20 protein-coding genes are annotated in these 23,203 nt (G+C 72.7%); 18 read left to right on the forward strand and 2 right to left on the reverse strand.

Annotated features, from left to right (window positions below; translation table 11 throughout):
- Positions 1 to 208: 208 nt before the first annotated feature.
- Positions 209 to 1,126, reverse strand: coding sequence for a sugar phosphate isomerase/epimerase family protein (locus tag ACFYMM_RS12940; protein WP_388385909.1), 918 nt, complete (start codon positions 1,124 to 1,126; stop codon positions 209 to 211).
- 171 nt (positions 1,127 to 1,297) lie between these two features.
- Between ACFYMM_RS12940 and iolC the strand changes: the two genes are divergently transcribed.
- From iolC to ACFYMM_RS13000, 12 genes are all read left to right on the forward strand, one after another.
- Positions 1,298 to 2,248, forward strand: a complete 951-nt coding sequence (gene iolC / locus ACFYMM_RS12945) for a 5-dehydro-2-deoxygluconokinase (protein WP_388385910.1) — start codon at positions 1,298 to 1,300, stop codon at positions 2,246 to 2,248.
- 68 nt (positions 2,249 to 2,316) lie between these two features.
- Positions 2,317 to 3,201: a deoxyribose-phosphate aldolase gene (locus ACFYMM_RS12950; RefSeq protein WP_388386223.1), complete on the forward strand. Its 885-nt coding sequence runs from the start codon at positions 2,317 to 2,319 to the stop codon at positions 3,199 to 3,201.
- 7 nt (positions 3,202 to 3,208) lie between these two features.
- Positions 3,209 to 4,033 carry a 5-deoxy-glucuronate isomerase gene (gene iolB / locus ACFYMM_RS12955; protein WP_388385911.1) on the forward strand — a complete coding sequence of 275 codons (825 nt, stop codon included), beginning with the start codon at positions 3,209 to 3,211 and terminating at the stop codon, positions 4,031 to 4,033.
- Positions 4,030 to 5,913, forward strand: coding sequence for a 3D-(3,5/4)-trihydroxycyclohexane-1,2-dione acylhydrolase (decyclizing) (iolD, locus tag ACFYMM_RS12960; RefSeq protein ID WP_388385912.1), 1,884 nt, complete (start codon positions 4,030 to 4,032; stop codon positions 5,911 to 5,913). Before iolB ends, iolD begins: the two co-directional genes overlap by 4 nt.
- A 14-nt stretch (positions 5,914 to 5,927) precedes the next feature.
- Entirely contained in the window at positions 5,928 to 7,430 is a 1,503-nt protein-coding gene (gene mmsA / locus ACFYMM_RS12965) for a CoA-acylating methylmalonate-semialdehyde dehydrogenase (RefSeq protein WP_388385913.1), read from the forward strand.
- A 244-nt stretch (positions 7,431 to 7,674) separates the two neighbouring features.
- A complete protein-coding gene (locus ACFYMM_RS12970; protein ID WP_388385914.1) occupies positions 7,675 to 9,072 on the forward strand; it encodes an APC family permease in 1,398 nt (465 codons plus the stop codon).
- A 154-nt stretch (positions 9,073 to 9,226) separates the two neighbouring features.
- A complete protein-coding gene (locus ACFYMM_RS12975; RefSeq protein ID WP_388385915.1) occupies positions 9,227 to 11,878 on the forward strand; it encodes a CocE/NonD family hydrolase in 2,652 nt (883 codons plus the stop codon).
- Positions 11,875 to 12,747 carry an ABC transporter permease gene (locus tag ACFYMM_RS12980; RefSeq protein WP_388385916.1) on the forward strand — a complete coding sequence of 291 codons (873 nt, stop codon included), beginning with the start codon at positions 11,875 to 11,877 and terminating at the stop codon, positions 12,745 to 12,747. The genes ACFYMM_RS12975 and ACFYMM_RS12980 overlap by 4 nt, the downstream gene beginning before the upstream one ends.
- Before the next feature lie 301 nt (positions 12,748 to 13,048).
- Positions 13,049 to 13,345, forward strand: a complete 297-nt coding sequence (locus ACFYMM_RS12985; RefSeq protein WP_388385917.1) for a hypothetical protein — start codon at positions 13,049 to 13,051, stop codon at positions 13,343 to 13,345.
- Positions 13,346 to 13,629: 284 nt separating this feature from the next.
- Complete coding sequence (locus ACFYMM_RS12990) at positions 13,630 to 13,950, forward strand: hypothetical protein (protein ID WP_388385918.1); 321 nt, start codon at positions 13,630 to 13,632, stop codon at positions 13,948 to 13,950.
- A 65-nt stretch (positions 13,951 to 14,015) separates the two neighbouring features.
- A complete protein-coding gene (locus tag ACFYMM_RS12995) occupies positions 14,016 to 14,333 on the forward strand; it encodes a hypothetical protein (protein WP_388385919.1) in 318 nt (105 codons plus the stop codon).
- Between the two features lie 74 nt (positions 14,334 to 14,407).
- Complete coding sequence (locus ACFYMM_RS13000) at positions 14,408 to 14,728, forward strand: hypothetical protein (RefSeq protein ID WP_388385920.1); 321 nt, start codon at positions 14,408 to 14,410, stop codon at positions 14,726 to 14,728.
- 327 nt (positions 14,729 to 15,055) lie between these two features.
- Here the strand turns inward: ACFYMM_RS13000 and ACFYMM_RS13005 are convergent, their stop codons facing one another.
- Positions 15,056 to 15,349 (reverse strand): hypothetical protein, encoded by a 294-nt coding sequence (locus ACFYMM_RS13005; protein WP_388385921.1) that lies wholly within the window; start codon positions 15,347 to 15,349, stop codon positions 15,056 to 15,058.
- A gap of 248 nt (positions 15,350 to 15,597) precedes the next feature.
- On the opposite strand from ACFYMM_RS13005, the gene ACFYMM_RS13010 reads away from it, so the two are divergent.
- From ACFYMM_RS13010 to ACFYMM_RS13035, 6 genes are read left to right on the forward strand one after another with little or no spacing between them, the layout of a single operon-like run.
- A complete protein-coding gene (locus tag ACFYMM_RS13010; protein WP_388385922.1) occupies positions 15,598 to 16,725 on the forward strand; it encodes a glycosyltransferase in 1,128 nt (375 codons plus the stop codon).
- Positions 16,722 to 18,188 (forward strand): exopolysaccharide biosynthesis polyprenyl glycosylphosphotransferase, encoded by a 1,467-nt coding sequence (locus tag ACFYMM_RS13015; RefSeq protein ID WP_388385923.1) that lies wholly within the window; start codon positions 16,722 to 16,724, stop codon positions 18,186 to 18,188. The genes ACFYMM_RS13010 and ACFYMM_RS13015 overlap by 4 nt, the downstream gene beginning before the upstream one ends.
- A gap of 6 nt (positions 18,189 to 18,194) precedes the next feature.
- Positions 18,195 to 19,541, forward strand: a complete 1,347-nt coding sequence (locus tag ACFYMM_RS13020; protein ID WP_388385924.1) for an O-antigen ligase family protein — start codon at positions 18,195 to 18,197, stop codon at positions 19,539 to 19,541.
- Positions 19,538 to 21,265: a lipid II flippase MurJ gene (locus ACFYMM_RS13025; RefSeq protein ID WP_388385925.1), complete on the forward strand. Its 1,728-nt coding sequence runs from the start codon at positions 19,538 to 19,540 to the stop codon at positions 21,263 to 21,265. The genes ACFYMM_RS13020 and ACFYMM_RS13025 overlap by 4 nt, the downstream gene beginning before the upstream one ends.
- Positions 21,255 to 22,073: a polysaccharide deacetylase family protein gene (locus ACFYMM_RS13030; RefSeq protein ID WP_388385926.1), complete on the forward strand. Its 819-nt coding sequence runs from the start codon at positions 21,255 to 21,257 to the stop codon at positions 22,071 to 22,073. Before ACFYMM_RS13025 ends, ACFYMM_RS13030 begins: the two co-directional genes overlap by 11 nt.
- A complete protein-coding gene (locus tag ACFYMM_RS13035) occupies positions 22,070 to 23,203 on the forward strand; it encodes a glycosyltransferase (protein WP_388385927.1) in 1,134 nt (377 codons plus the stop codon). Before ACFYMM_RS13030 ends, ACFYMM_RS13035 begins: the two co-directional genes overlap by 4 nt.

Consider the following 23,203-nt stretch of genomic DNA (forward strand, 5'->3'; position numbering starts at 1 on the left):
GCGCGCCACGGGGGCGGCCGGGGGCGGCCGTCGGGGGAGCCGGGCGCTGCGCTGGCGATCACGAAGCCTGTGACCGGTGAACGACACAGAGTGACCAAGGGTAAGCGGCTGTCGGCGCGATGTGACCGGGGAGTGGCCCGCCCGGGACACGTGTGACGGGACACGGGCGTTTGTGACACGGCTGCCGCAAACGCTCCGGCTTTCCCCGTCAGGCGCCGCAGGACCTCAGGAAGGCCCTGGTGCGCCGCGCGATCGGCAGCGGCTTGCCCGGCTCGCAGGGGTACATGTCCTGCTCGACGATGGCGAACAGGTCCGCGTCCAGCTTTCCGGCCGCCTCCAGCACCGGTCCGAGCGCGGGCACCCCGGCCGGCGGCTCGCACATCACGCCCTGGGCGACCGCCGGGCCGAACGGCGTGCCCTTCGCGCGCACGTCGGCCAGGATCTCCGGGTCCACCTGCTTGAGGTGCAGGTAGCCGATCCGCTCGCCGTAGGTCTCGATCAGCTTGACGCTGTCCCCGCCGCAGTACGCGTAGTGCCCGGTGTCCAGGCACAGCGACACCAGGCCGGAGTCGGTGCCGTCGAGGAAGCGGGTGACGTTCTCCTCGCTGTCGATGTGGGTGTCGGCGTGCGGGTGGACGACGATCGTCAGGCCGTAGCGCTCCCGCACCTCGTGGCCCAGCCGCTCGGTCAGCGAGGTGAGGTTCCGCCACTGCTCGGGGGTCAGCTCGGAGGGTTCCAGCACCTGGCCGGTCTTGTCGTCCCGCCAGAAGGACGGGATGACGACCAGGTGCCGGGCGCCCATCGCCTGGGTGAGGGCGGCGATGTCGGAGACGTGCGCCCAGGTCTCGTCCCACACGGCTGCCCCGTGGTGCAGCCCCGTGAAGACCGTGCCTGCCGACACCTTCAGGCCGCGCCGGGCCGTCTCGTCGGCGAGCACGGCGGGATCGGTGGGGAGGTAGCCGTACGGGCCCAGCTCGATCCACTCGTAGCCGGAGCCGGCGACCTCGTCGAGGAAGCGCTGCCAGGGCACCTGCCGGGGATCGTCCGGGAACCAGACGCCCCAGGAGTCGGGAGCCGATCCGATGCGGATGCGGGACAGTGAGGCTTGAGGTGACAACGACGTCATGGCCGTCAGCGTGCGGGGCGCCGGGAAGAGGTGTCAAGCCCTGGTCCGAATGTCTGGACAAAACATTGACAGGGCTCATGGTGCGGGGCTACAAACCGGGGGTGGGCCGTGCGAGCCGCCGGCCGGGGCACGCCTTCGGAGGCGGGCCGGTCCGATGCAGAAGGGAAGCCGATGGCGTACGACCTGATCACCATGGGGCGGATCGGAGTGGACCTCTATCCGCTCCAGACCGGGGTCTCCCTCGCCCAGGTGACCTCGTTCGGCAAGTTCCTCGGCGGATCGGCGACCAACGTCGCGGTCGCCGCGGCCCGCCTGGGCCGGAGCACCGCCGTCATCACCCGCACCGGGGACGACGCCTTCGGCGCCTACCTCCACGAGGCCCTGCGCGGCTTCGGCGTCGACGATCGCTGGGTCACCCCGGTCCCCGCACTGCCCACCCCGGTCACGTTCTGCGAGGTCTTCCCGCCGGACGACTTCCCGCTCTACTTCTACCGGCAGCCCAAGGCGCCCGACCTGGAGATCGACGCCCATGAGCTGGACCTGGACGCCGTTCGCGAGGCCGGCGTGTTCTGGGTCACCGGCACCGGCCTGAGCGAGGAGCCCAGCCGTACGGCGACCCTCGCGGCCCTCGCCCACCGCGCCAAGTCCGGCACCACGGTCTTCGACCTGGACTGGCGGCCGATGTTCTGGACGGACCCGGACACCGCCCGCCCCTTCTACGCCGAGGCCCTGCGCCACACCACCGTCGCCGTCGGCAACCTCGACGAGGTGGAGGTCGCCACCGGAGTGCGCGAGCCGCACGCCGCCGCCCGCGCGCTGCTGGCCGCCGGCGTCGAGATCGCCGTCGTCAAACAGGGCCCCAAGGGCGTCCTCGCGGTCAACAGGAACGGGGACACCGCGGAGGTGCCGCCCCTCCCGGTGACCGTGCTCAACGGCCTCGGCGCCGGGGACGCCTTCGGCGGCTCCCTGTGCCACGGCCTGCTGGCCGGCTGGGACCTGGAGACGATCATGCGGCACGCCAACGCGGCCGGCGCCATCGTCGCCTCCCGCCTGGAGTGCTCCTCCGCCATGCCCACCCCCGCCGAGGTGGCCGCCGCGCTCGAGGCCGGAGCGGTCCTGTGAGGGCCGGCCGCGTCGCGGGCGCGCACACCGAGGGCACGGCGGGCGCGGGTGGCGTCCGCGAGCCCCGCGTGGACGTGTCCGCGCTGGTCCACACCCGCACCCACCACCCCGAGGCCATCGCAGAGGCGGCCGCCCGCCGCGCCCGCCGGCCGCTGCTGAACGAGGACGGCCGGCTGATGATCGTCGCCGCCGACCACCCGGCCCGTGGCGCCCTCGGCGTCGGCGGCGACCCGCTCGCCATGGCCAACCGCGCCGATCTGCTGGAACGTCTCTGCCTGGCGCTGTCCCGGCCCGGCGTGGACGGCGTCCTCGCCACCGCCGACATCCTCGACGACCTGCTGCTGCTCGGCGCCCTCGACCACAAGGTGGTCATGGGCTCGATGAACCGCGGCGGTCTGCAGGGCGCCTCCTTCGAACTCGACGACCGCTTCACCGGCCACCGCCCCGAGGACATACACCGCCTCGGCTTCGACGCGGGCAAGCTGCTGCTGCGCATCGACTACGACGACCCCGGCTCGCTGACCACCATGGAGTCCACCGCCCGCGTCATCGACGACATGGCCGCGCGCCGGCTCCCGGTCTTCGTCGAACCGTTCATCAGCCGCCGCACCCCCGAGGGACGGGTGCGCAACGACCTGAGCGCCGAGGCCGTCACCAAGTCCATCGCCATCGCCTCGGGCCTGGGCGGCAGTTCGGCCTACACCTGGCTGAAGGTGCCGGTCACCGAGCACCCCGACGACATGGCCCGGGTCATGGAGACCTCCACGCTGCCCGCCGTCCTGCTCGGCGGAGAGGTCGGCGGCTCCGTCGAGGAGCAGGCCGCCGCCTACGAGAAGTGGCGCGGCGCGCTCCGACTGCCCACCGTGCGCGGCCTGGTGGTCGGCCGCTCGCTGCTGTACCCGGCGGACGGCGATGTGGCCGCCGCCGTGGACACCGCCGTAGGACTGCTGTGAGGGCCGCATGACCAGCACCGACCTGCACCTGCCCAAGGGTGCCACCGCGAACGCCCAGTACGCCCTCGACATCGACCCGAAGCGGGCCGGCTGGACACACAGCAGCCTGCGCGTCGTCGAGTTGGCGCCGGGCGGTACGCATCTGTTCACCACCGGGGACAGTGAATGGATCGTGCTTCCGCTGCAAGGCGGATGTACCGTCCGAACAGAAGGAAAAGAGTTCCAACTCCTGGGCCGGGAAAGCGTGTTCGCGTCGGTCTCCGACTTCGCGTACGTACCCCGGGACACCCAGGTCCAGATCGCCTCCGGTGCGGGAGGCCGCTTCGCCCTGGCAGGAGCGAAGTGCGAGCGACGACTCCCCGCCCGCTACGGCCCCGCGCCGGAGGTCCCCGTCGAAGACCGCGGCAGCGGCATGTGCGCCCGCCAGGTGCGCAACTTCGCCAGCGCCGACTCCTTCGACTGCGACAGGCTCATCGCCGTCGAGGTGATCACTCCCGGCGGTCACTGGTCCTCCTACCCCGCGCACAAGCACGACGAGTACCGGCCGGGCGAGGAAGCCGAGCTGGAGGAGATCTACTACTTCGAGATCGAGGACCCGCACGGCTTCGGCTACCAGCGGGTGTTCCCCTCCCGCGAGGGCGGCTCCGACGTCCTCGCGGAGGTCCGTTCCGGCGACGTCGTCCTGGTCCCCGACGGATGGCACGGCCCGTCCGTCGCCCAGCCCGGACACGCCATGTACTACCTGAACGTGATGGCCGGACCCGGCGAGACGCGCGAGTGGCGGATCTGCTTCCACCCGGACCAGGTCGACAGCACAGGGGGTTACCGATGACTTCGACGACCAGGCTCACCGTCGCCCAGGCGCTCGTCCGCTTCCTGGCCGCCCAGTACACGGAGCGGGACGGGACACGGCGGCGGCTGATCGGCGCGACCTGGGGCATCTTCGGCCACGGAAACGTCGCCGGACTCGGCCAGGCGCTGATCGAGTACGCCGACGACATGCCGTACCACCAGGGCCGCAACGAACAGTCCATGGTGCACGCGGCGGTCGGCTACGCCCGCCAGTCGAACCGCCTGTCCACCCACGCGGTGACCACCTCCATCGGCCCCGGCGCGACCAACCTGGTCACCGGCGCCGCCCTGGCCACCATCAACCACCTCCCGGTCCTGCTGCTGCCCGGCGACGTCTTCGCCACCCGACCCGCCGACCCGGTCCTGCAGCAGCTCGAGGTCCCCTACGCGGGCGACGTGTCGGTCAACGACACCCTGCGCCCGGTGTCGAAGTACTTCGACCGGATCACCCGGCCGGAAGCGCTGATCCCGTCCGCGCTCCAGGCGATGCGGGTGCTCACCGACCCGGTCGAGACCGGCGCGGTCACCCTCGCGCTGCCCCAGGACGTGCAGGCCGAGGCGTACGACTGGCCCGAGGAGTTCTTCGCCGAGCGGGTGTGGACCGTACGGCGCCCGGGCGCGGACCCGGTCGAACTCGCCGGGGCCGTGCGGGCGATCCGCGCCGCCCGGCGCCCGCTCGTCGTCGCGGGCGGCGGAGTGCACCACAGCCGCGCCGAGGCGGCCCTCGCCGAGTTCGCCGGGGCCACCGGCATCCCGGTCGCCTCCACCCAGGCCGGCAAGGGCTCGCTGCGCTTCGACCACCCGCAGGACGTGGGCGGCATCGGCCACACCGGCACCGCCACCGCCGACGAACTCGCCCGCACCGCCGACCTGGTGATCGGCGTCGGCACCCGCTACACCGACTTCACCACCGCCTCCGGCACCCTCTTCGAGAACCCCGGGGTCCGCTTCCTCAACCTCAACATCGCCCCCTTCGACGGCCACAAGCTGGCCGGCCTGCCGCTGGTCGCGGACGCCCGCAGCGGCCTGGGCGAGCTGACCGCGGCACTCGGCACGCACGGCCACCGCGTCGCCGAGGGGTACGTCGCCGAGTACAGCGAGGACAAGGAGCGCTGGGAGCAGCGCGTCGACGCCTGCTACGAGGCCGACGAGCCGGACATACGGCCCACGCAGCCGCAGGTGCTGGGCGCGCTCGACGCGCTGGCCGACGAGAGCGACATCATCATCAACGCGGCCGGTTCCCTCCCCGGTGACCTGCACAAGCTGTGGCGGGCGCGCTCCTTCGACCAGTACCACCTGGAGTACGGCTACTCGTGCATGGGCTACGAGATCCCGGCCGCCATCGGGGTGAAGCTGGCCGCCCCCGACCGGCCGGTGTGGGCGCTGGTCGGCGATGGGACGTACCTGATGATGCCCACGGAGATCGTGACGGCGGTGCAGGAGGGGATCGCGATCAAGATCCTCCTGGTGCAGAACCACGGGTACGCCTCGATCGGCGGTCTGTCCGAGTCGGTGGGCGGCGAGCGGTTCGGCACCGCGTACCGTTTCACCTCGGACGACGGCACCTTCACCGGAGCCCCGCTGCCCGTCGACCTCGCCGCCAACGCGGCCAGCCTCGGCATGCGCGTGCTGCGCGCGAAGACCGTGCGGGAGCTGCGCGCGGCGCTCGCCGAGGCGCGGGCCGCCGACACTCCCACATGTGTCTACGTGGAGACCGAAACGGCCGACACTGTGTCGGGCGCGCCTCCCGCGCAGGCCTGGTGGGATGTTCCTGTGGCCGAGACCGCGACCCGATCGTCCGCGGTCAAGGCACGTGAGCTGTACGAACGGCACGTCTCTACCCGACGCCGCCATCTGTGAAGGAGTACTCGGTCATGACGAAGATCGTCAACCACTGGATCGGCGGCAAGACCGTCGAGGGCGCGTCGGGCACGTACGGGCCGGTCACCGACCCGGCGACCGGTGCGGTCACCACCAAGGTCGCGTTCGCCTCGGTGGACGAGGTGGACGCGGCGGTCGCCGCCGCCAAGGACGCCTACGCCACCTGGGGCCAGTCCTCACTGGCCCAGCGCACGTCCGTCCTCTTCAAGTTCCGGGCGCTGCTGGACGCCAACCGGGACGCGATCGCGGAGCTGATCACCGCCGAGCACGGCAAGGTGCACTCCGACGCGCTCGGTGAGGTGGCGCGCGGCCTGGAGATCGTCGACCTGGCGTGCGGCATCAACGTGCAGCTGAAGGGCGAGCTGTCGACGCAGGTCGCGAGCCGGGTGGACGTGTCCTCGATCCGGCAGCCGCTGGGTGTCGTCGCGGGCATCACGCCGTTCAACTTCCCGGCGATGGTCCCGATGTGGATGTTCCCGATCGCCATCGCCTGCGGCAACACGTTCGTGCTCAAGCCGTCCGAGAAGGACCCCTCGGCCTCCGTCAAGATCGCCGAGCTGCTGGCCGAGGCCGGCCTGCCGGACGGCGTCTTCAACGTCGTGCACGGTGACAAGGTGGCCGTCGACCGCCTGCTGGAGCACCCGGACGTCAAGGCGGTCTCCTTCGTCGGCTCGACGCCGATCGCCCGCTACATCCACACCACCGCCTCCGCCAAGGGCAAGCGCGTGCAGGCCCTCGGCGGTGCCAAGAACCACATGCTGGTCCTGCCGGACGCCGACCTGGACGCGGCGGCCGACGCGGCCGTCTCGGCGGCCTACGGCTCGGCGGGCGAGCGCTGCATGGCCATCTCCGCGGTCGTCGCGGTGGGCGCGATCGGCGACGAGCTGGTGGAGAAGATCCGCGAGCGCGCCGAGAAGATCAAGATCGGTCCCGGCAACGACCCGGCCTCCGAGATGGGCCCGCTGATCACCAAGGTCCACCGCGACAAGGTGGCCTCCTACGTGGAGGGTGCCGCCGCCGAGGGCGCCGAGGTCGTCCTGGACGGCACCGGTCACACCGTCGAGGGCTTCGAGGACGGCCACTGGATCGGCATCTCGCTGCTCGACAAGGTGCCGACCACGGCGAAGGCGTACCAGGACGAGATCTTCGGCCCGGTGCTGTGCGTCCTGCGCGCCGACACCTACGAGGAGGGTCTGGCCCTCATCAACGCCTCGCCGTTCGGCAACGGCACCGCGATCTTCACCCGGGACGGCGGCGCGGCCCGCCGCTTCCAGCTGGAGGTCGAGGCCGGCATGGTCGGCGTGAACGTGCCGATCCCGGTCCCGGTGGGCTACCACTCCTTCGGCGGCTGGAAGGACTCGCTCTTCGGCGACCACCACATCTACGGCAACGACGGCACGCACTTCTACACCCGCGGCAAGGTCGTCACCACCCGCTGGCCCGACCCGGCCGACGCACCGACCGGTGTCGACCTGGGCTTCCCGCGCAACCACTGACGCGGCCACGAGGGGCCGTCCGCCATGCGGACGGCCCCTTTTTTTGCGGACGCGCCCTGCGGTTCCCGTAGCGGGACAAGAGTCCGTACGGACCGCACCGTTGTGACGTGATCGACATTTCTGGCGGCCGATCGCTGCGGATTCCGTAGGTGGACATCTATTGACGCGGCGGTTTTCGTCGGGGTTCCATGCGGCAACACCACCGCCGCCGGAGGCATCCGCACGAGTCGATCGGAACCGCCGTATGACCGACACGCTCCGCCCTGTCGACGCCCCGCCCGGGGATCCCCAGGGCAGCCCCCAGACGCTCAAGCGCTCCATCGGCGTCGTCGGCGGCACCCTGCTCACCCTGTCCTGCGTGACACCGGCCTCCACGCTCTTCGTGGTCGTCCCGGACCTGTTCGGCTCCCTCGGCACCGCCACCGCCCTGACGATCGCCATCGGCTCCGTCCTCTGTGTCGCCGTCGCGTTCTGCTATTCGGAGCTGGGCACCCTGATCCCCAGCGCGGGCGGCGAGTACGCCATGGTCTCGACGCTGGCCGGCCGCCTCGCGGGCTGGCTCGTCTTCGTCCTCTCCCTCCTGGTCGTCATGATCGTGCCGCCGGTGATCGCCATGGGCACGGCCGAGTACCTCGCCCCGATCGTCCGTCTGGACCCCGCCATGACCGGCGCGGGCGTGATGCTGCTGGCCACCCTGGCCGGCCTGCTGGACCTGCGCGCCAACGCCTGGATCACCGGCATCTTCCTGGTCCTCGAGGTCATCGCCGCCGGGGTCGTCGCCCTGCTGGGCTTCACCCACAGCCACCGCGGCATCGGCAGCCTGGTGTCCATGCGGGTGGCGGGCGCGCACGGCCACCAGGACACCGTGACGGCCATGCTGGTCGTCTCCGGGCTCGCCATCGCCCTCTTCGTCACCCAGGGCTTCTCGACCGCCGTCTACCTCTCCGAGGAACTGGAGCACCCGCGCCGCAACGTGGCCCGCACGGTACTGGCCACCCTCGCCATCTCCACCGTCGTCATCCTGGTCCCGGTCGTCGCCATCACCATGGGCGCCTCGAACCTGTCCGAACTGACCGGCGGCGACATCAGCTCCATGGTCACGGCGTGGTCGAACTCCGCCGTCGGCACCTTCGTCAGCCTCTGCGTGGCCCTCGCGATCATCAACGCGGGCATCGTCATGGTCATCCAGAACTCCCGCGTCCTGTTCGCCTCCGCCCGCGACAAGGCCTGGCCGGAACCGGTCAACGGCGTCTTCTCCAAGCTCGGCCGCTTCGGCTCGCCCTGGGTGGCCACGCTCGCGGTCGGCGTCCCGGGCGCGCTGCTCTGCTTCGTGAACCTGGACACCCTGTACGGCGTCACGGGCGTCTCGGTGACCGGCATGTACCTGCTGGTCGCGGTCGCCGCCCTGCTGGCCCGGCGCGGCTCGCACCGGCACACCCCGGCCTGGCGGATGCCGCTGTGGCCCGCGATGCCCCTCCTGCTGATCGTCGTCCTGGCGTACATCCTCAGCCAGCAGGAGACGAGTTACCTGCTGTGGACCGGCGGCATCACCGCCGTGGCCACCCTCTACTGGGTCCTCTACCTCCGCCCGCGCCGCGAGACCCGGTGGCTGGTGTCGCTCCCCGAGGACGCCCGCGCCTGACCTCGCGCGAACCGGCGCGTACGCCGCCGACGGCGTCCGCGCCCGCTCGTACCGCACCGGCAGTACACCCGAGCGGACCCGTCCTCCCCACGGAGGGCGGGAGTTCAGACCCGGGGGCGCATCGGATGTCGGTGGCGGCCCGTACCGTTGAGGCATGGATCTTCGACTGCCCGGCTTGCGCGGGCTGCTTCGGGGGCCGCGGCGGCTGATGTCCGCCGCGGCCGCCGTCGTGGTGCTCGCCGGCGCCGGCACGTGGACGGCCGTCGCCTCCGACGATCCGGTACCGGTGCGCCGGACCGACCGCGTCATGACGATGGCCGACGGGGCGCGCGTCGACACCTCGTACTTCACCACGGCGTCCGCCGGGCGCCGCCCCGCAGTCCTGCTGGCGCACGGCTTCGGCGGCAACAAGGACGACATGCGACGGCAGGCCGAGGACTTCGCGCGCGCCGGGTACGCGGTGCTGACCTGGTCCGCGCGCGGCTTCGGCGGCTCGACCGGCAAGATCGGCCTCAACGACCCGAAACACGAGGTCGCCGACGTCTCCCGGCTGATCGACTGGCTGGCCGAGCAGCCGCAGGTCCGTCTCGACAAGCCGGGCGACCCGCGCGTGGGCGTGGCGGGCGGTTCGTACGGCGGGGCGATCTCCCTGCTCGCCGCCGGGTACGACCACCGGGTGGACGCCATCGCCCCGTCGATCACGTACTGGAACCTGGCCGACGCCCTGTTCCCGAACGGCGTGTTCAAGAAGCTGTGGGCCGGGATCTTCTTCAACACCGGCGGCGGCTGCGCCAGGTTCGAGCCCGAGCTGTGCCGGATGTACGACCGGGTCGCCGAGGCCGGCGCCCCGGACGCCGCCGCGCGCACGCTGCTGGAGGAGCGCTCGCCGGCCGCCGTAGCCGACCGGATCAAGGTGCCCACGCTGCTGACCCAGGGCCAGACCGACTCCCTGTTCACGCTGGCCCAGTCCGACGCCGCGGCCAAGGCGATCCGGGCGGGCGGCGCCCCCGTCGACGTCGACTGGATCGCGGGCGGCCACGACGGCGGCGACATGGAGACCGGCCGCGTCGAGTCCCGGGTGACGGCCTGGTTCGACCGCTACCTCAAGGGCGACAGGTCCCGGGACACCGGCCCCGCCTTCCGGGTCACCCGCACCGGGGGCATCGACTCCACCGACGGTGCCGCCCTGCTGCGCGGCGCGAGCGCGGACACCTACCCCGGGCTGGAGGACGACCGGCGCTCGATCGCCCTGACCGGCGGCGAGCAGCACGTCCAGAACCCGGCGGGTGCCTCCCCGCCCGGTGTCTCCGCCGTACCCGGCCTCGGCGGCTCCGCCGGCCTCGCCCAGCTGTCCGCGCTCGGCGTCGGCCTCTCCCTCGACTTCCCCGGCCAGTACGCGCGCTTCGACTCGGCCCCGCTGACCCACGGCCTCAGGATCACCGGCTCCCCGACGGCGACCGTCCATGTGACCTCCACGAGCGACGACGCCGTCCTCTTCGGGAAGGTGTACGACGTCGGCCCGGACGGCACCCGGCAGGTGCTGCCCTCCCAACTCGTCGCGCCCGTGCGGGTGTCGGGCGCCAGGTCCGGCAAGGACGTGACGGTCGCGCTCCCGGCCGTCGACCACGAGGTGCAGAGCGGCCACCGGCTCCGGCTGGTCCTCGCCTCCACCGACCTCGGCTACGCCTCACCGACGGCCCCGGCGACGTACACCGTCTCCCTCAAGGGCGCCCTGAGCGTGCCCACCGCCCCCGCCGTGACCACCGCCGCCGCCGCGCTGCCCGCCTGGGTGTGGTGGCTGCCGCTGGCCGGCGCGGTGCTCGCACTGGGCCTCCTGGTCAGCGGCCGCCGTCGTACGACGGCCCCAGCGCCGGCCGCCGAACTGGCCGACGTCCCGCTGCAGATAACGGACCTGAGCAAGCGGTACGCCAGGTCCGCGGACCGGTACGCGGTGCAAGAGCTGTCCTTCCGGGTGGAGAAGGGCCAGGTCCTCGGCCTGCTCGGACCCAACGGCGCGGGCAAGACGACGACCCTGCGCATGCTGATGGGCCTGATCAAGCCGGACGGCGGCGAGATCCGCGTCTTCGGCCACGCCATCCGGCCGGGGGCCCCGGTGCTGTCCAGGGTCGGCGCGTTCGTGGAGGGCGCGGGCTTCCTGCCGCACCTGTCCGGCCGGGAGAACCTGGAACTGTACTGGCGGGCCACCGGACGCCCGGACGAGGACGCGCACCTGGACGAGGCCCTGGAGATCGCCGGCCTCGGCGACGCCCTCGCCCGCGCGGTGCGCACCTACTCCCAGGGCATGCGCCAGCGGCTGGCCATCGCCCAGGCCATGCTGGGCATGCCGGACCTGCTCATCCTCGACGAGCCCACCAACGGCCTCGACCCGCCGCAGATCCGCGAGATGCGCGAGGTGATGATCCGTTACGCGGCCGGCGGCCGTACGGTCATAGTCTCCAGCCATCTCCTCGCCGAGGTCGAGCAGTCCTGCACCCACCTGGTGGTGATGGACCGCGGCCGGCTGGTCCAGGCCGGACCGGTCGGCGAGATCGTGGGTTCCGGCGACACCCTGCTCGTCGGCACCGCCGCACCCGTGGAGGAGCCGGTGGTCGAGAAGGTGCTCGCCCTGTCCGGGGTCGCCTCGGCCGTCCCCACCGAGGGCGGCCTCCTGGTCCGCCTCGAAGCCGACGGCAGCGCGCCGCGCCTGGTCACCGAACTCGTCCGGCTGGACGTCCCGGTGCAGTCCGTCGGCCCCCACCGCCGCCTCGAAGACGCCTTCCTGACCCTGATCGGAGGTTCCGCGTGAGCACGCTCGCCGAGCCCGTCGAGCCCGTCGAGGTCGCCTCCGGCTACCGCGCGGGCCGCACGCTGCCGCTGCGGGTCGAGCTGGCCCGCCAGCTCAAGCGGCGCCGCACGCTGGTCATGGGCGCGATCCTGGCCGTCCTGCCGTTCGTTCTGGTCATCGCCTTCGCGGTGGGCGGTGACCCGGCCTCCCGCGACGGCCGGGTCACCCTGATGGACACGGCCACCGCGTCCGGCGCCAACTTCGCCGCGGTGAACCTGTTCGTGTCGGCCGGCTTCCTGCTGGTGATCCCGGTGGCCCTGTTCTGCGGGGACACGGTCGCCTCGGAGGCCGGCTGGTCCTCCCTGCGCTATCTGCTCGCGGCGCCCGTGCCGCGCGCCCGTCTGCTGTGGTCCAAGCTCGTGGTGGCGCTCGGGCTGAGCCTGGCGGCGATGCTGCTGCTGCCGCTGGTCGCCCTCGCGGTCGGCACCGCCGCCTACGGCTGGGGGCCGCTGGAGATCCCCACCGGCGGCGCGCTGGACTCGGGCACGGCGGCCCAGCGGCTCGTGGTGGTGGTGGCGTACATCTTCGTCTCCCAGATGGTCACCGCCGGACTGGCGTTCTGGCTGTCGACGAGGACGGACGCCCCCCTCGGCGCGGTCGGCGGCGCCGTCGGCCTGACCATCGTCGGCAACGTCCTGGACGCGGTCACCGCGCTCGGCCACTGGCGCGACTTCCTGCCCGCGCACTGGCAGTTCGCCTGGGCCGACGCCGTGCAGCCGAAACCCGAGTGGTCCGGCATGATCCAGGGCGCTGCGATTTCCATAACGTACGCAGTCGTGCTTTTCGCCCTGGCCTTCCGGGGGTTCGCGCGCAAGGACGTGGTGTCGTAGCGGACCATACGATCAATTGATTCGCCGAACAAATGTGAATACCTCTGAACTATCCCGAGTAATGCATTGTTTCACTCCCGCGGCATTCATGCGTATGGAGTAGCGCGTCACTTTGGGCAGGTTGCGGACTGCTATGTTCTCCATCTGTCGGATCAGAGCTACCTTTCACGTGAGGTGAATCATGAAGAAGGCAGTTTTCACAACTGCGGCGTTGGCCATCGGCGCGGGTCTTGTGGGTGGATCCGCCGTCGCGGCGTCGGCCGCCCAGACGCCTGCCGGCACCACCGGTCCGCTCGGCCTCATGTCCCAGACCGACGTCGCCCCGGCCCTCGTGCCCGCGGCCGACACCGTGACGCGCCTGGCCCGCAACGGCAACCTCGCCAAGGGCAGCGCCTTCGACCAGAAGCAGTCGACGAAGATCTCCGGCTCGTACAAGCCGGCGAAGGTCTCCGGCGTATATCTGGACGGTATGGGTGCCAGTGGCGGCAAGAAGCCCGCACTTCCGGTGAAGAACCCCGTCGGAACCGGTTCCTTTCAGCTCCACCCGCTGAACGCACCGACCAGCGCCGGTCTCGGTAACCTGCTCAACCAGGGATGACCCGGGAAACCGGAATTCTGACACTCTGATCCGGTTCTCGGTTCGACCCGCGTCCGGCGCCTCCGGGGCAGCAGACCTCGAGGCGCATCCGGACCATCAGCTGCACACCCACTCCGGCCCACTGGTCCCCTCCTTGCCAGTGGGCCGGACGCATGTCCGCGTGACGTCGTTCCGCCATCCGATGGAATCTGTCCCGTGGGAACAGTGTCACCGTGACCTTTCGCCGCATATTTCGGTTTCTTGCTATGTAAGCGTGCCTACCGTGAATTCAGAAAGGAACCGAGTTGCCCAGGAAGTTCGCGGTCCTCACCGCACTCGCCCTTGGCGCTGTCTGCGGCAGTGCCGGCGTTGCCTCCGCCCACTCGAACACAACCAACGTCACTGGCGGTGACGGCTTCTCGTCGTCCGCGGTCGTCGTCAACGCCCCTCAGCAGGGCGTTGTCGTCGTCAACGGCACGCTCGTCGATGGTCGCTGCATCGCGCCGTGGTCCAACGGTTCCGTTCTCGGCGGCGTCGTCGCGCCGAACTCGCACTACGCCGCCTGCAACACGGCAGCGGTCGACCAGTCGCAGCGCGCTCCGTACGCGGGCGGCCTGCTCTTCTGACCCCCTGTTCCGAGTCATTCGGAGCAGGCGAACCCCCTCACAAAGCAGTTCGGAAAGGCCATCTCATGCGTAACAAGGTTACGGCCGTCTCCGCCCTCGCCGCGGGCATCGTTCTGGCGGCCAGTGGCGCTGCCTCGGCCGACAACTGCACGACGGTCACCGGTGGCAACGGCTTTTCGTCGTCCCCCGTCGTCGTGAACGCTCCCCAGCAGGGCGCCGTCGTCTCCAACGGCACGCTGGTCGACCTCCGCTGCGTCGCGCCGTGGTCCAACGGTTCCGTTCTCGGCGGCGTCGCCGCGCCGAACTCGCACTACGCCGCGTGCAACACCGGTGGCGTCGACCAGTCGCAGACCGGCCCGTACGCGGGCGGCCTGCTCTTCTGACCCTCCTCGCGCTCCGAATCACTTCGGAGCAGGGGAGACGCACCAACCCGCCCCCCTCCCGAAAGGCGCATTACATGCGTAACAAGGTTACGGCCCTCACCGTCCTGGCCGCGGGCCTCGTCCTCGCGGCCGGCGGCACCGCTGCGGCCGACGACAACAACACCACCGTCACCGGTGGCAACGGCTTCTCGGAGTCCCCGATCGTCGTGAACTCGCCTCAGCAGGGGCTCGTCGTCTCCAACGGCGCCCTCGTCGACGGCCGTTGCATCGCGCCGTGGTCCAACGGTGCCGTCCTCGGCGGCATCGTCGCGCCGAACTCGCACTACGCCGCCTGCAACACCGGTGGCGTCGACCAGTCGCAGCTCGGCACCTACACGGGCGGCCTGCTGTTCTGAGCAGTGCCTCACCCTGGCGGTCCGTCGAAACTCGGCGGGCCGCCACCGGCTTTTCTTTTCCGGCGAACACCGCTCGGTGAACAATGCCCCTCGGTGAAAAATCTCGTTCGGTAAAGCGTCCCGTTCGGTAAAGCGTCCCGTCCGGTAAAGCATGCCGTCTGGTAAAGCATGCCGTTCGGTAAAGCGTCTCGTTCGGTAAAGCGTCCCGTTCGGTAAAGCGTCCCGTTCGGTAAAAAATGGCGTCCGGTAAACGTCGAAGGTCGGCTCCGAGAACTACGGAGCCGACCCGAACCGCCCTGCCGGTGTGCGTCTTGTGCCGAGTGGCCCCTACTTGCCGAGGGGCAGCGAGGCGGGCGCCTTTCCGTTGAGGGGATTCGGCAGGGTGCCGCCGAACACGGGGGTCTTCACGACCCCCGACCGCTTGACGCCGTCCGTGGTGTGCTTGACATCGTTGGCCAGGTAGCCCGCCGGGATCTCGGCTGCGTTGGGGAGAGTGTGGGCGACCGACCGGCCGTCGTCGAGAAGGCCCTGCGCCGGCACGTCCGCCGCGAGAGCGGGCCCGGCGGTACCGGCGATGGCAAGGGCGCCGACAATGACCGCGGCAGCCTTCAGACTCTTCATTGTGTTCCTTTCGAGTGCCTGGGATCTCGGTTCATCCGGGCTAACGAGAGAAGGGCGTCACGGGAAACTCCGCCGATGCCAACTTCCAGGAACTCATACGAAAAGATATACGGTCCCCCCGTCGGCGTACCGCGCCATTCCGACACAGTTGACGGGTTCGTAGATAAGTACGGATAAGAGGCTAGTGTTGCCTTCCGAATCCGACGCATTTCAGTTCGGAATCTTTCTTCGGAAGGGAAGCCTCGGTCATGCGCATCCTGCACATCACTCAGCCGGTCGAGGGCGGTGTCGCCAGGCTCGTGACGGACCTGGCCGCGGCACAGCGCGCCGCGGGACTGCGCGTCACCGTGGCCTGCCCGCGAGGCGCCACCCTGACGGACGCGCTGCGCGCGGCGGGCTGCGGAGTGCTCCCCTGGGAGGCGACCCGCGCACCGGGGCACCGGCTCCCGGCCGAGGTGGGACGGCTCGCGCGGCTGGTGCGCGAGGTACGGCCCGACGTGGTGCACGCGCACAGCGCGAAGGCGGGGCTCGCGGCACGGCTCGCGGTGCGCGGCCGTATCCCGACCGTCTTCCAGCCGCACGCCTGGTCGTTCGAGGCCGTGGACGGGGCCATGGCCGAAGCGGCCGTGCGCTGGGAGCGGTTCGGGGCGCGCTGGGCGGCGCGCGTCCTGTGCGTGAGCGAGGCGGAACGCCGTACCGGGGAGCAGCGGGGCATCACCGCCCGGTGGCACGTGGCCCCCAACGGCGTCGACACGCACCGGTTCCGGCCGGACGGGCCGAGCGCCCGGCCCGGTGCCGGCCCCCTGGTCGTGTGCGTGGGACGGCTGTGCCGCCAGAAGGGCCAGGACGTGCTCCTGCGGGCCTGGCCCGCCGTCGAGCGCCAACTTCCCGCCGCCCGGCTGGTGCTGGTCGGCGACGGACCGGACGCGGACCGGCTGCGCTCGGCCGCGCCCGCCTCGGTGGAGTTCGCCGGCCCCGCCCCCGACGCCGCCCCCTGGTACCGGGCCGCCGACGTCGTGGTCCTGCCGTCCCGCTGGGAGGGCATGGCGCTCGTCCCCCTGGAGGCCATGGCCTGCGGCCGGCCGGTCCTGGTGACCGACGTGGGCGGGGCGCGCGAGAGCCTGCCGCCCGGCCATCCGCCGTTCTGCCTGGTACCGCCGGAGGACCCCGACGCGCTGGCCCGGGCGCTGGCCGAACTGCTGCGCCGTGCCCCGCTGCGCGCGGCGCTGGGAGCGCAGGGCCGCGCCCATGTGCTCGGCGCCCACGACGTGCGGAACGTCACGGACGAGGTGATCGGCCTGTACCGCGAACTGCTCGGCATCGTCACCACGCCGGTCGTCGTCCCCAACCAGAGCAGGGAGTCCATCACCACATGACTGCGGAAAGCACCGTTCCCTCTCCCGCGGGGCAGCCTCGGGCGGCGGGGCGCGCCGTCACCGTACTCGACCCGCCCGGCACCGCCGCCGGGCGCGGGCTGCCCTTCGGACGGGAATCCCGCCGTCCGCCGCGGACCCCCTGGACACCCCTGCTGATCGCCGACGGCGCCGGCACCCTGCTGGGCGCGCTGGCCGTGCCCGGCGCCCACCGGTACCCGCTGCTCATCGTCCTGCTGGCCCTGTGCGTGCTCGGCCTGAACCGGCAGGCCCTGCTGTACGACACCTCGGCCGTCCCCGGCGTGCTCGACGAACTGCCCGCCGTCTGCGGGCGGATCGCCGTCGGCTGGGCGGTGGTCGCGGCGCTCTGCACGCCCCGGCCGCTGCCGATGAGCGTGCTCGTCACCGCCTGCACCGTGCACTGCCTGGTGGCCTGCGCGGGCCGCGAGGCGGTGCACGCGCAGCGGCGCAGGGCACTGCGGCACCGGCCCCGCCCCGCTCTGGTGGTGGGCCCGGTCCCGGCGGCCATGCGGGTCGCGGCGGCGTTGCAGCGCTACCCGGGCTGCGGAGTACGGCCGGTGGGCGTCGTGGCCGACGCCCCGGACGCCGTCCCGGATGTCGGCGGCGGCCCCGCGCTGCCGGTGCTCACCACGGGTGAGGAGGCGAGGCGCGCGCTCATCCAGAACGGGGTGGAGACGGTGTTCGTCGTCGGGTCCGCCTCCGGTGCGCACCGGGCCGCCCTGCTGCGGGAGTTCGCCACCTGGGGGTGCGCGCTGTGGGAACTCGACGCGGACCCGCCGCCCTACGACCCGCGCGGGCGCCGGGCGCGGGCGGGGCACCTCGCGGGCTTCCCCCGCAGGCTGCTGTGTCCGGGCGCCGGGTGGCGGCACGACAGCGTGGGCAAGCGGATGCTCGACGTGGCCCTGTCCGGCTCCCTGCTGCTGCTCGCCGGCCCGGTGCTGCTGGTCTGCGCGGCCGTGCTCAGGGTTGTCGACGGGCCCGGCGTGGTGTTCCGGCAGGAACGGATCGGCAAGGACGGGAGGCCGTTCACGATGCTCAAGCTGCGCACCCACCGGCCCGCCAGCGCGCACGAGGCCGCGACCCGCTGGAGCGTGGCGGACGAGCAGGACATGAGCCGCTTCTGCCAGTTCCTGCGCCGCACCTCGCTGGACGAGCTGCTCCAGCTGTGGAACGTCTTCCGCGGCGACATGAGCCTGGTCGGCCCCAGGCCCGAACGGCCGTACTTCGTCGCCAAGTTCAGCCAGACCTACCCGGGCTATCCGGCGCGCCACCGGATGCGGGCCGGGATCACCGGACTCGCCCAGGTCCACGGGCTGCGCGGGGACACCTCGATCGAGGACCGCTGCCGCTTCGACAACGCCTACATCGACAACTGGTCGCTGTGGCAGGACATCCGCATCCTGGTGCGCACGGCGGCCCTGTTCGTGCGGCCGACAGGGAGCTGAGCGCCGGTGAGCACCCCCTCGGCGACATCACCACTGCTCGTGCCGCCGCCGCAGGCCCTGCGCCGGGCCGCCCCCGTCCTGCCGGTCCTGGCGGTCGTCGCCCTGCTGGGCCTGCCCGCCGCACCGGACGGCGGCGCCACCCCCGCCGACGCGGCCTCCGGACTCGTCGTGCTGTGGGCGGCCGTCCACACCGCGCGGCAGGCGCGGCGCCCGCTCACCCGGACGGCCGCGGTCGTCCTCGGGCTGCCGGTGGTCGGCATCGCGGTCGCCGCGAGCGGGGCGGCGACACCCGGCGACGCGCTCGGCGGACTGGCCCGCTATCTCCAGGTGTTCGTGCTCGTGCCCGTCGCGGTGGTGCTGCTGGTACGGGACCGGCGCGACGCCCGGCCGGTGCTGTGGTCGCTGGTCGGCCTCGCGCTGTGGCAGGGCACGGTCGGGGTGCGCCAGTACCTCACCGGGACGGGGGCCTCGTACCAGGGGGCCGACATCCGGGCGGTGGGCACGTTCGGCGCGTCCGACGTCATGGGGATGGCGACCGTCGTCGCCCTCGGACTGGTCGCGGCGGCCGGGCTCGCCCTCGGAACGCGCGGCCGGCGGGTGCGGGCGGTGGCGACGGGCTGCGCGCTGGCGCTGCTCGTCCCCCTCGCGGTCTCCTTCAGCCGGGGCGCCTGGATCGCCACGGCCGTGGCCTGCGGGGCGCAGCTGCTGATGGCCGGTGTGCGGCGGGCGGCGAAGGTGGTCGCGGTGGCGGCCGCCGCCTCGGTGGTATTGGTGGGCGGGTTCGGCGTGGGTGCCTCGGCGCTGCAGGAGCGGCTGGCCAGCATCAGCCGGGTCGCCGACGCGCCGGACCAGTCGGTCGTCGACCGCTACAGCCTGTGGGCGGCGGCCACCGACATGTGGCGCGGCCACCCGGTGACGGGCGTGGGACTGAAGGCCTTTCCCGGCCACCGGGACGGGCACGCCCCGCTCGCCCTGTCGTCGGGCAGCGACACCCAGGGCGCGGGCCAGGCCTTCCGCCGCCAGCCGCTGCTGTCCCCGCACAACATGTACCTGCTGGTCCTCAGCGAGCAGGGCCTGCTGGGCCTGGTCACCATGGCGGGCAGCTGGCTGGCCCTGCTGGTCTGCGCCCTGCGACGGCTACGGCGATCAGCGCGACCACGACCCCCGTCCTGGGCGGGGCCCGCCCAGGACTGCGCCCTCGCGGCCTGCGGGATGCTGCTGTGGCTGCTCGTGGACTACCTGTACGCCGACATCGGCGGCCCCACCACCGTCCTGACCGCCGTGGTCCTGGGGCTCGCCGCCTGGTGGGCCCTGGCCGCCACGGCCGGCACCTCGTCAGGGGCCGAGCGGTGAGGCCCACGCCCACGGCGGCACCCGGGACGGCGGCGGCCCAGGAGACGACCAAGCACCAGCAGACAACCGCGCACCAGGAGGCAGCCGACGCCGAGAGCGCGCGGACCACCGCCGTACGCACGGCGCGGGAGGTTCCCCCGGGGGGCGTCTCGGGCCGGTTCCTGGCGAGGGCGACCCTGCTCTCCGCCGCTCTCTCCGCGGCCGGAGCGGTCCTCGGGCTCGGCAGGGACCAGGCCCTCGCCCACTTCTTCGGGGCCGGCGCGGAGACCGACGCCTTCCTGGTGGCCTGGACCATCTCCGAGACGGCGGCCACCCTGCTGATCGACGGCGGCATGGCCTACGTTCTCGTCCCCGCGTTCAGCGTGGCGCTGGCCCGCCGGGCGCGCGCGTCCGGCGCACCCGACCCGGTACGGGCGCTGGTCGCCGCGTCCCTGCCACGACTGTGCCTGGGCCTCGCCGTCACGGCCGTGGTGCTGATCGCCGGGGCGCCGCCGTTGGTCGCCCTGCTCGCCCCCGGCCTGCCCGACGCGTCCCTCGCTGTGGACTGCACCCGGCTGACGGCGACCTGCGTGCTGACCTTCGGACTGGCCGGGTACTGCAGCGCGGCCCTGCGGGCCCACGGTTCCTTCCTCGCCCCCGCGGCGATCTCCGTCGCCCTCAACATCGCGGTCATCGGCACGGTGTACGGCCTCGGCGAGCGCTGGGGCGTACGCGCCGCCGCGCTGGGCGTCGCGCTCGGCGGGTGCCTCATGATCACCGTCCAGGCGCCGTTCCTGTGGCGCCGGATCTCCGCCGGACCCCGACCCCGGGCCGTGCCGGCCGCCGGCGGCGACGACCGGCGGCCGCTGACCCTCGCCCTGGTCACGGCGGTGCTGCTGTTCGTGCTGTGCCGCCAGTCGCAGGTCCTCGTCGAGCGCCACTTCGCCTCCGCCCTGCCCGCAGGCGCCATCTCACACCTCAACTACGCCCAGAAGGTCGCCCAGCTGCCCATGTCGCTGGCGCTGATGGTGTGCGTGGTCACCTTCCCCGTGCTGGCGAGGGCCGTCGCCGAGGGCGACCTGCTGCGCGCCCGGGACCGGATCGAGCGGGACCTCGTCCTGGTCGGCGCCCTCGTGCTGCTGGGCGCCGCCATGGTCGTGGCCATCGCCCCACGGATCATCCAACTCCTCTTCCAGCACGGCGCGTTCACCGCCTCGGACACCGCCGCGACCGCCTCCGCGATGCGGGTGTACGCGCTCGGGCTGCTCGGCCACACGCTGGTGGGCGCGCTCGTGCGGTCGTACTTCTCGACGGGGCGCGCCAGCTGGTACCCGCTGGCCGCGATGGCCGCGGGCCTGGCGGTCACCACCGGCGCCGGCGCCTGGACGGTCGGCTTCTGGGGCGCGCGCGGCATCGCCGCGGCCAACGCCGCCGGCATCACCCTCACCGCGCTGCTCCTGCTGCACGGGCTGGGCGCGCGCAGCGTACCCGTGCGCGTCCACCGGGTCGTCGCCGAACTCGGCAAGGCGGTGGGCGCGGCCCTGTGCGCCGTGGCGGCCGGGGCGCTCTGCGCGGCGCCGTTCACCGCGCCCTGGGCCGCCGTGGCCGTGGGCTGCGCGGCCGTGACGGCCGTCTTCGTCCCGCTGCTGTGGGCCCTCGACGTGGCCGGCGCCCGGTCCCTCCTGGCCTTCGCCGCGCTCCCCCTCCGATGCCCCGTCACACGAAAGCCGGACCATGGCCGTTGACTCCCCCGTGCCCCCGCCCCCGCCCGCGACCGGACCGGCCGGCGAACCGGGCCACCGGCCCGGCCACGCACCGGTCGTACGACACCGAAGGCGCGGCCCCGCCGCCTGGATCGCCATGTACCACTCGGTCTGCGACCACCAGGAGGACCCGTACAACATCACCGTCTCCCCGGACCGGCTGGACCGTCAGCTCGCCTGGCTGCGACGCCGGGGTCTGCGCGGGGTGGCCGTGCGGGAGCTGCTCGCGGCCCGCGCACGCGGACAGGCGCGCGGGCTGGTCGGGCTCACCTTCGACGACGGCTACGCCGACTTCGTCACCGAGGCGCTGCCCGTGCTCGGCCGCCGCCGGTGCGGGGCCACCCTGTTCGTGCTGCCCGGCCGGCTCGACGGCGCCAACGACTGGGACCCGCTCGGCCCGCGCAAACGTCTCCTCGACGCCGACGGCATCCGCCGGGCCGCTGCCGCGGGCATCGAGATCGCCTCGCACGGCCTCACCCACCTCGACCTCACCCGGGTCACCGACCAGGAGCTGCGCGCCGAGGTGCACGGCAGCCGTACCGCGCTGGCCGAGCTGATCGACGCCGACGTGCAGGGCTTCTGCTACCCGTACGGCACGCTCGACGCGCGGGTGCGGGCCGCCGTGCGCGAGGCCGGCTACCGCTACGCCTGCGCCATCGCCCCCGACCCGGCCCTGGCCGGCGACCACGCGCTGCCCCGGCTCCACCTCGGACAGGCCGACACCGCCGTGCGCCTGGAGCTGAAGAGACGCCTCGCCCGCGTCCGGGGGCGCGCCCTGGAGGCCGTGTGAAACCGCTGCACATCATCACCGGTCTCGGGGTCGGCGGTGCCGAGCAGCAACTGCGGCTGCTGCTGCGGCGGTTGCCCGTCCGCTGTGACGTGGTGACGCTGACCGACCCCGGTCCGGTCGCCGAGGGGCTGCGTGCCGACGGCGTCCACGTCACCCACCTCGGCATGGGCGGCAACCGCGACCTCGGCGCCCTGCCCCGGCTCACCCGGCTGATCCGGACCGGCCGTTACGACCTGGTGCACACCCACCTGTACCGGGCCTGTCTCTACGGCCGGATCGCGGCACGGCTGGCCGGGGTACGGGCGGTGGTGGCCACCGAGCACTCCCTGGGCGACAGCCTCATCGAGGGCCGCCGGCTGACCCCGGGCGTCCGCGCCCTGTACCTGGCCGGCGAGCGCCTCGGCCGTACCACCGTCGCGGTCTCGCCGACGGTGGCCGACCGGCTGCGCCGATGGGGCGTGCCCGGATCGCGCGTCCGGACGATCCCGAACGGCGTGGACGCCGACCTGTTCCGCTACGACGAGGTACGGCGCAAGGAGGCCCGGATCCACTACGGGATCCCCGAGGACGCGTACGTCGTCGGAGGCCTCGGCCGTCTCGCCCCGGGCAAGCGCTTCGACCTGCTGGTCCGCGCCCTGGACCGGCTCCCCGCCGACGTACGGCTGCTGCTGGTCGGCGGCGGTGGCCAGCAGCAGGCGCTGTGGCGCACCGCCCGGGACCTGGGGGTCGCCGACCGGGTGGTGCTGACCGGCGAACGGCCGTATCTGACGGACTCCCGGGACCAGGCGCCCGACCTGGCCTCCCTGCTGTCCGCGATGGACGTGCTGGCCGCCCCGTCGGCCGAGGAGGCCTTCGGCCTGGCGGTGCTGGAGGCGCTCGCCTCCGGGCTGCCCGTGCTGTACACCACCTGCCCCGCCGTCGACGACCTGCCGCCCGAGTCCGCGCCGGGCGCCCGCCGGGTCACCGGCGGCACCGACGCCTACGCCCGGGAACTGCTGCGGCTGCGCGCGGCGGGGCCCGGCGAACGTGCCGTCCCGGACGCGGTACGGCACTACGGCATCGAGCGAACCGCCCGACAGGTGATGGACGTGTACACGGCCCTCCTGTCCGGCCCAACCCGAGGGAAGTGA

This window comes from Streptomyces sp. NPDC006739 (genome assembly GCF_042869815.1).
GTDB lineage: Bacteria > Actinomycetota > Actinomycetes > Streptomycetales > Streptomycetaceae > Streptomyces.